Source organism: Mesorhizobium sp. M7D.F.Ca.US.004.01.2.1, assembly GCF_003997785.1.
In the GTDB taxonomy this organism is placed as follows: Bacteria; Pseudomonadota; Alphaproteobacteria; order Rhizobiales; family Rhizobiaceae; genus Mesorhizobium; species Mesorhizobium loti.
Map to the genome: position 1 here is coordinate 1 of NZ_RZRQ01000313.1, position 6,944 is coordinate 6,944.

A 6,944-nucleotide genomic window follows, 5' to 3' on the forward strand; every position below is an offset into this window, starting at 1 on the left:
ATCCTGGCGATCTTCGGCCTCGGCCTGCCGGCCTTCGTGCTGATCAAGGCCTTCACGCCGGGTTACTTCGCCCGCGAGGACACACGCACGCCGATGATGTTTGCCGCCATCTCGGTGGCGGTGAACGTCACCACGGCGCTGACGCTGTTTCCAAGGATGGGGGCGCCCGGCATTGCGGTGGCCTCCGCAGTCGCCGGCTGGGTCAACGCGCTGATGCTGCTCGGCGTCCTGATCCGGCGCGGCCATTGGGGCCGCGACGTGCCGCTGATGAAACGCATTCCACGTCTGGTGCTGTCGGCGGTGGTGATGGGAACGGCCCTCTATTTTGCCGAACACTGGTTCGCCGTCAGGCTCGGCCTGGGCTCGCCGCTGGTCGTCAAGGCGACGACGCTGCTGTCGCTGGTTGCCGGCGGAGCGCTGCTCTACTTCATAACCGCGTTTGCCACCGGCGGCGCCGATTTCGGCATGATCCGGCGCAATGTCAAACGCGGATCGGGCAAGTCGGCGCCACCGGTCGCAGAGACCGAACTGGACGAGTAGAGCGCCAGATCCACCTGCAGCGCCGTCTTGATCGCGGCGCCGTCTTCGTCCATAAGCGCGCCGTCGAAAGACTTTCGCCGCGCGCGAAACGGCCCTCCACAAGCCATGAGGACAATCATGACCGCCTTCAAGCCACTCGTCTTTTCCGGGGTCCAGCCGACCGGCAATCTGCATCTCGGCAACTATCTCGGCGCCATCAAGAAATTCGTCGCCCTGCAGGACACATCCGACTGCATCTATTGCGTCGTCGACCTGCATTCGCTGACAGCCCAACTCGTCTATGAAGACCTCGCCGACCAGACGCGGTCGATCACCGCGGCGTTCCTGGCTTCGGGCATCGACCCGAAGAAGCATATCGTCTTCAACCAGTCGCGGGTCATGCAGCATGCGGAGCTCGCCTGGATCTTCAATTGCGTGGCGCGCATCGGCTGGATGAACCGTATGACGCAGTTCAAGGACAAGGCCGGCAAGGACCGCGAGAACGCATCGCTCGGCCTGCTAGCCTATCCCTCCCTGATGGCTGCGGACATTCTGCTCTACCGTGCCACCCACGTCCCGGTGGGTGAGGACCAGAAGCAGCACCTGGAGCTGACCCGCGACATCGCGCAGAAGTTCAACAATGACTTCTCCGACCGCATCGCCGCCCTTGGCGTCGGCGTCGAGATGCAGGTCGGCGAGGAGACCGTGAACGGCTATTTCCCGCTGACCGAACCGGTCATCGGCGGGCCGGCGGCGCGCATCATGTCGTTGCGCGACGGTTCCAAGAAGATGTCGAAGTCGGACCCGTCGGATCTGTCGCGCATCAACCTGACCGACGACGCCGATGCCATCTCGAAGAAGATCCGCAAGGCCAAGACCGACCCGGAAGCGCTGCCGAGCGAGCTGGACGGTCTGGCTAGCCGGCCGGAGGCGGAAAACCTTGTCGGCATCTATGCGGGTCTCGCCGAGATGTCGAAGGCGGACGTGCTGAAAGAGTTCGCCGGCCAGCAGTTTTCGGTGTTCAAGCCGGCACTGGCCGACCTTGCGGTGGAAAAGCTGGCGCCGATCGCCAGCGAGATGCGCCGCATTTCCGACGACCGTGCCTATGTCGACGCGGTGCTCAAGGACGGCGGCGAGCGTGCCGGCGTGCTGGCCGAAGCGACGATGAAGACGGTGCGCGACATCATCGGGCTGCTGCAGGCCTAATTCCCACAGTCAGCGCACTGCACAATATTGGCCCAAGGCCGGCGGCTTGCCGCCGGTCCGCCGCAGTGGCAGATTGCGGCCGATAAAGCATCGAGTAGATAGACATGGTCTCCAAACGCCTCAGCCGCGAAGCCGGCCATCGCCGCAAGTTCCTGGCGATCATCGACGACACGCCGGAGTGTGAGCGCGCCGTCGCCTATGCCTCGAAGCGGGCGCAGAGCACCAGCGGCACGCTGGTGCTGCTCTATGTGATCGAGCCGGATGATTTCCAGCACTGGCTGGGCGTCGAGAAGATCATGCGCGAGGAGGCGACCGCCACGGCGCGCGCAGCACTCGACACTTATGCCAACAAGGTGCGCCAGAAGCTTGGCATCGAGCCTGAGATGGTGGTGCGCGAAGGCAAGCCGACGGAAGAGATCCACAAGCTGATCGAAGAAGACCAGGACATCGCCATCCTGGTGCTGGCCGCCGGTGCGGGCAAGGAAGGCCCGGGGCCGCTGGTCGGCGCTGTGGCCGGCAAGGGTGCGGCCTTCCCGATCCCGGTGACCGTGGTGCCGCAGAATCTGTCGGACGAGGAGATCGACAGCCTCGCATGAGGCTGCTTCGAGCGCGTCCCGGGGCGCGCAAAAACATTCCGCCAGCCAGCCCTTCCGGCGATGCGTTTCGCTTGAATGTCCAGCCAATTGAGCCTATTTAGAATTATTCCAAACTAGCTGCCCGCAACGGGCACGGAGATGGCCATGTTCATCCAGACCGAATCGACGCCGAACCCGGCGACGCTGAAATTCCTGCCTGGCAAGGAAGTGCTTCTGGAAGGCACCGCCGATTTCCGCGATGCCGACAGCGCCGCTATTGCCTCGCCGCTGGCTGGCCGGCTGTTCGAGATTCCCGGCGTCACCGGTGTTTTCTTTGGCTATGACTTCATCACCGTGTCCAAGGACGGCCCCGACTGGCAGCATCTGAAGCCGGCTATCCTTGGTGCCATCATGGAGCATTTCATGTCCGGCGCGCCTGTCATGGCCAAGGCCGGCCCAGCCGCCGAGACCAGCCAGACCGGTGAGTTCTATGACAAGGCCGACGAGGAGTTGGTCATCACCATCAAGGAACTGCTCGACACGCGGGTGCGCCCGGCGGTCGCCCAGGATGGTGGCGACATCACCTTCCGCGGCTTCGAGAACGGCACGGTATTCCTGCACATGAAAGGCGCCTGCGCCGGCTGCCCGTCATCGACGGCGACGCTGAAGCACGGCATCCAGAACCTACTGCGCCACTTCGTGCCGGAAGTGCAGCAGGTCGAGCAGGTCTCCTGACCGCTCTCCTGCCGGCAGACACTTCCATCGCAAACAACAAAAAACCGGGCCGAATTGCCCGGTTTTCTGTTTGGGACGTCCGTTGTTGCCTAGACGGTCCGCGTACGAAAGCTGCCTCTATCTGATCATGATTTTCACGAGAACCGGTACTGGTTTCTCGGCATCATGACCTAAAGAACAATGACCTTGGCGCCGACCGAGGCGCGGTCATAGAGGTCGATAATATCCTGATTCATCAGGCGAATGCAGCCTGACGACATTGCCTTGCCGATCGAATTCCATTCCGGGCTGCCGTGCAGGCGATAGCCCGAATCACCGCCCTTGTTGAACAGGTACATGGCGCGCGCACCAAGCGGGTTCTTCAGGCCCGGCTCCATGCCGCCAGCAAACTTTTCCAGTTCGGGCTGGCGCTGGATCATCTGCCTCGGCGGCGTCCAGGTTGGCCACTCGCGCTTCAGCGCGATATGGGCGGTGCCGTGCCACTCGAAACCCTCGCGGCCAACGCCGATGCCGTAGCGAATTGCCCTTCCATCACCCTCGATGAAGTAGAGGAACTTGTTCTGCGTATCGACGATGATGGTGCCCGGCTTTTCCGGGCTGTCGTAGTTCACTTCCTGCCGATGGTACTTCATCGGCACTTTCTCGATCGGGATGCGTGGCAACTGGTAACCGGCGTCGGTGACCGCGCCGTAGTCGTTGGAGAATATCTGCGAGCCGATGGTGCTGCAACCGGCGATAGCAGTGGAAAGCGCCAGTGCGGCGACAATTGCAAACGACTTCATGCGCATCAGGTGATCCGGTGCCCCGCCCCAACTTCGGCGGCACGAGTCGGCCGCTTTCTCACCATCATTCATGCTGGCATTTGCTTTGCTTGCCAAGCGCGCGATGCCTATATGCCGGAGTTGACGTGCTGGTAAGCATATCACTATGGCATTTCGGCAACAGCCCTCACAGGATTGTGAAGGAAATTCAAGGGGCCAAGTCCACGGGCTCCTGAGAATCGAGGAGAATCGTCATGAACGTCGGTGACGCCGCCCACCGCTCCGGCCTGCCGGCCAAGACCATCCGCTACTATGAGGAGATCGGCCTGATCGCCCCGGCGCGCGCCGCCAACGGCTACCGCGACTATTCCGGAGACGACATCCACCGGCTGGCCTTTCTGCGTCGCGCCCGCAATCTCGGCTTTTCCATCGACGATTGTCGCCAGCTGATGGCGCTCTACCAGGACCGCAGCCGCGCCAGCCACGACGTGCGCGAGATCGCCGCCGCCCATGTCACGGCGATCGAGGAGAAGGTGCGCGAGCTGCAGTCGATGCGCTCGACCCTGCAGAAACTGATCCATGCCTGCCACGGCGACGAAAGGCCGGATTGTCCGATCCTTGATGACATGGCGGGCGCCGCCATGCTCGACGACAAGGCCGCTTCAGCGAGACCTTAGGAAGAAACTGCCGAAAGCCGGCCGTCGACCGTGTTTGTCATCAGCCACGACGTGCCCTGACACGAGATAGCGGAATAGCGGACCTGTTGAGGCCTGCGGCTTCGGTCAAACGGGGCAGCCTGAAACACACACGATGGCCGTAGCCGTCGTGAGCTTTTCGCGCTTCACCAGCGTCGGTCGTTCATAAGTCTTCTTCATGAGATGTCCCCCAATGCCCCGGAGAAGTGGCGCATTTGGGCACACGGATTGTCAAGTCGACGCTAAAGAAGGCCTGCCACAGCCGGCACGCAGTTCAATCGGCACAATTCTCTTCGGCATCTGGGCGCGTCAATCTGCCGCTCTATGTCTTCCTTGTCGCAATGATCAAGGATGGAGATTGGCATGGATCGGCGATTGCTTCTAACTGGAATGCTTGGACTGGCCGGGGCTGCGACCGTGATCGCTATTGCGCGTCCTGCCATCGCGTTGGCCGGCATTCCGAATAAGGGACCCGGCATTCTCGATGAACTCGACAAACCGTCCGACGCCATCCTCGACCAGGATGGTCCTGATGTCCAAGACGGCATCGAGCCCGTGCGCTGGTATCGCAGGAGGCGCCGCCGCGGCTGGAGACGGGTTTGCCGTCGCTATTGGCGTCACGGTTACTGGCGCCGTAGATGTTTCCGCAGATCCTTCTGGATCCGCTTCTGACGAAAGCCGGCAGACGCGAAGCTCTCGGCATCCGCCGGGGCTCTCGTTGTCGATATTGGCTAGACTTCCAGCCAAGGAAAAAGGCCCGCCACCATCGGGCAGCGGGCAGATTCTGGAGTGCCAGGGGATCAACCCAGCAATTGGTCAACGAGCGGGCCACGGGTTGGTTGCAAGCGGCACGCAGGCCGACTGAGCGTTTTTAACCAAGTCGCAGGGCTGGAGGCGGTTCGGCGCGCCTTAATATTCGATCAAATAAAGTAGCGGAGCGCCCAATGGACATTTTCAAAACTGTCAGGTCTTTTCATGTAAAACTCAGACCTGACCCTTACTTTCCGAGTATAGATGGAAAGAAGCGGCCCGGCAGCCTTTCCTTTGGGTGGACTTGCTACCGGGCCTGACCGGAGCGGGGTGTAGTGGGGGAGCTCCGGCTGCCTCCCGAAATACCACTTTCTCTTTATATGCGCTCTAGCTAATTTAATGGGAACTACGCGCGACCCGGTAACCGGCTGCACCCATCACGGGAAAGTGAACGTGACGTCGCTGTGGAGTTCTGATCATTGGATGCCTCCCATTGAAGGAGGTCCCCCATGCCTGCTTATGCCATTCTTGCTTTGGCTATTATCGGTGAGGTTGTCGCAACGAGCGCTATGAAAGCCTCAGAGGGCTTCACCAGGCCTGGCCCGTCGATATTGGTGCTGCTCGGTTACGCAGCGGCATTTTTCTTTCTGTCCCAGGTCCTGGATCGGATACCGGTTGGCGTCGCCTATGCAGTATGGGCGGGCGGCGGCATTGTTCTGGTCGCGTTGGTCGCCTGGATTGTCTATGGGCAAAGACCCGACCTGGCAGGCTTCGTCGGCATGGGCCTGATCCTGGCCGGCGTATTGGTTCTAAACCTACTGTCCAAAGCGAGCGCCCATTAATTGGGCCGGGTTTGTCAGGTGCGCGCATTACCGGGCGCGCCGCTAAGCCCGCTGTATGGTGAGCGCTGGTTTTGTTCGGAGGCGGAAGCTCGCGTCGCAGGCTGGCGCAAGGCAAGGCGATAGGCCATTACGTTACGGCAACCAATATATGATGACTGACTAAAGTGCGGAACGTCCAACAAACATTTGTGGAACCTTTACAGGCCTCTCAGACCTTTGCGTGCGGAAGACAAGACTTTAGTCCTGCTGTCTTATATTTTGGAGCGGACGTTACGGCGCTACACAAGGCTGGCCTCCACGGGGTCAAGGCCGTTTATATCTACGCCTGGATAGGGACTTCAGTCTTAATTGAGTAATCTCTAATGTATCTATAGCATTGGGCAATGCGGGGGACGATCCCAATCGCCAAAAGCCTAATCCCGCGATGGCCGGTGCCCACTCAACTCCTAGTATACCCCAGCACCGGCCATCCTTTTGGGCATATTTGAGATTGGTTGACATAACGGAACGTCCAGTGGACATTCGCGCAAACGTCAGACCTTGGTTGGTGAGGCGCAAGGCTTTGGTCCCTGCTGTCTTATAATTAAGAACGGAAGTTGATCGGCGCGACACATCAAGTCGATTTGCGCTGACGATCCCTTTGTTTTTCGAGGAACAGCTTGGCGTGTTCCGCCCAATCAGCCGCCGTGACTTTGTGCTCCTGAACGGACTTTCCGAAAGCCTTGCGCAGAGCGTCAAGGTCAAAGGCCCACATTTGTTCGCCTTCGGTGCTGTTCGATTTTGCGTCGCCCGTCCCCATGGAAACGATGGTATGCACCGCAAGTTCAATCTTTCAAGGATCAATGCCTGACTTCTTTTGGG

At 60.4% G+C, this 6,944-nt stretch carries 9 protein-coding genes; 7 read left to right on the forward strand and 2 right to left on the reverse strand.

Annotated elements, in window-relative coordinates; all coding sequences use genetic code 11:
* The 4 genes from EN993_RS28600 to EN993_RS28615 form a co-directional block, all read left to right on the forward strand.
* Positions 1–540 (forward strand): lipid II flippase MurJ (locus EN993_RS28600; RefSeq protein WP_206532433.1); only part of this gene is annotated, 540 nt, incomplete at its 5' end.
* A 117-nt stretch (positions 541–657) separates the two neighbouring features.
* Positions 658–1,725, forward strand: coding sequence for a tryptophan--tRNA ligase (trpS, locus tag EN993_RS28605; RefSeq protein WP_109666728.1), 1,068 nt, complete (start codon positions 658–660; stop codon positions 1,723–1,725).
* A gap of 104 nt (positions 1,726–1,829) precedes the next feature.
* A complete protein-coding gene (locus EN993_RS28610) occupies positions 1,830–2,321 on the forward strand; it encodes a universal stress protein (RefSeq protein ID WP_056590042.1) in 492 nt (163 codons plus the stop codon).
* Between the two features lie 144 nt (positions 2,322–2,465).
* Positions 2,466–3,035: a NifU family protein gene (locus EN993_RS28615; RefSeq protein ID WP_015314175.1), complete on the forward strand. Its 570-nt coding sequence runs from the start codon at positions 2,466–2,468 to the stop codon at positions 3,033–3,035.
* A 170-nt stretch (positions 3,036–3,205) separates the two neighbouring features.
* Here the strand turns inward: EN993_RS28615 and EN993_RS28620 are convergent, their stop codons facing one another.
* Entirely contained in the window at positions 3,206–3,823 is a 618-nt protein-coding gene (locus EN993_RS28620; protein ID WP_109666035.1) for a L,D-transpeptidase, read from the reverse strand.
* A gap of 227 nt (positions 3,824–4,050) precedes the next feature.
* Here EN993_RS28620 and cueR point away from each other — a divergent pair, with 227 nt between their 5' ends.
* From cueR to EN993_RS28635, 3 genes are all read left to right on the forward strand, one after another.
* Positions 4,051–4,473, forward strand: coding sequence for a Cu(I)-responsive transcriptional regulator (gene cueR / locus EN993_RS28625; RefSeq protein ID WP_109666033.1), 423 nt, complete (start codon positions 4,051–4,053; stop codon positions 4,471–4,473).
* 381 nt (positions 4,474–4,854) lie between these two features.
* Positions 4,855–5,163, forward strand: a complete 309-nt coding sequence (locus EN993_RS28630) for a protamine-2 (modular protein) (protein WP_109666726.1) — start codon at positions 4,855–4,857, stop codon at positions 5,161–5,163.
* Positions 5,164–5,750: 587 nt separating this feature from the next.
* On the forward strand, positions 5,751–6,083 hold the full coding sequence (locus EN993_RS28635; RefSeq protein ID WP_109666031.1) for an SMR family transporter: 333 nt from the start codon (positions 5,751–5,753) through the stop codon (positions 6,081–6,083).
* Between the two features lie 613 nt (positions 6,084–6,696).
* Here EN993_RS28635 and EN993_RS28640 read toward each other — a convergent pair.
* Entirely contained in the window at positions 6,697–6,900 is a 204-nt protein-coding gene (locus EN993_RS28640) for a hypothetical protein (protein ID WP_126067474.1), read from the reverse strand.
* Between the last annotated feature and the right edge of the window lie 44 nt (positions 6,901–6,944).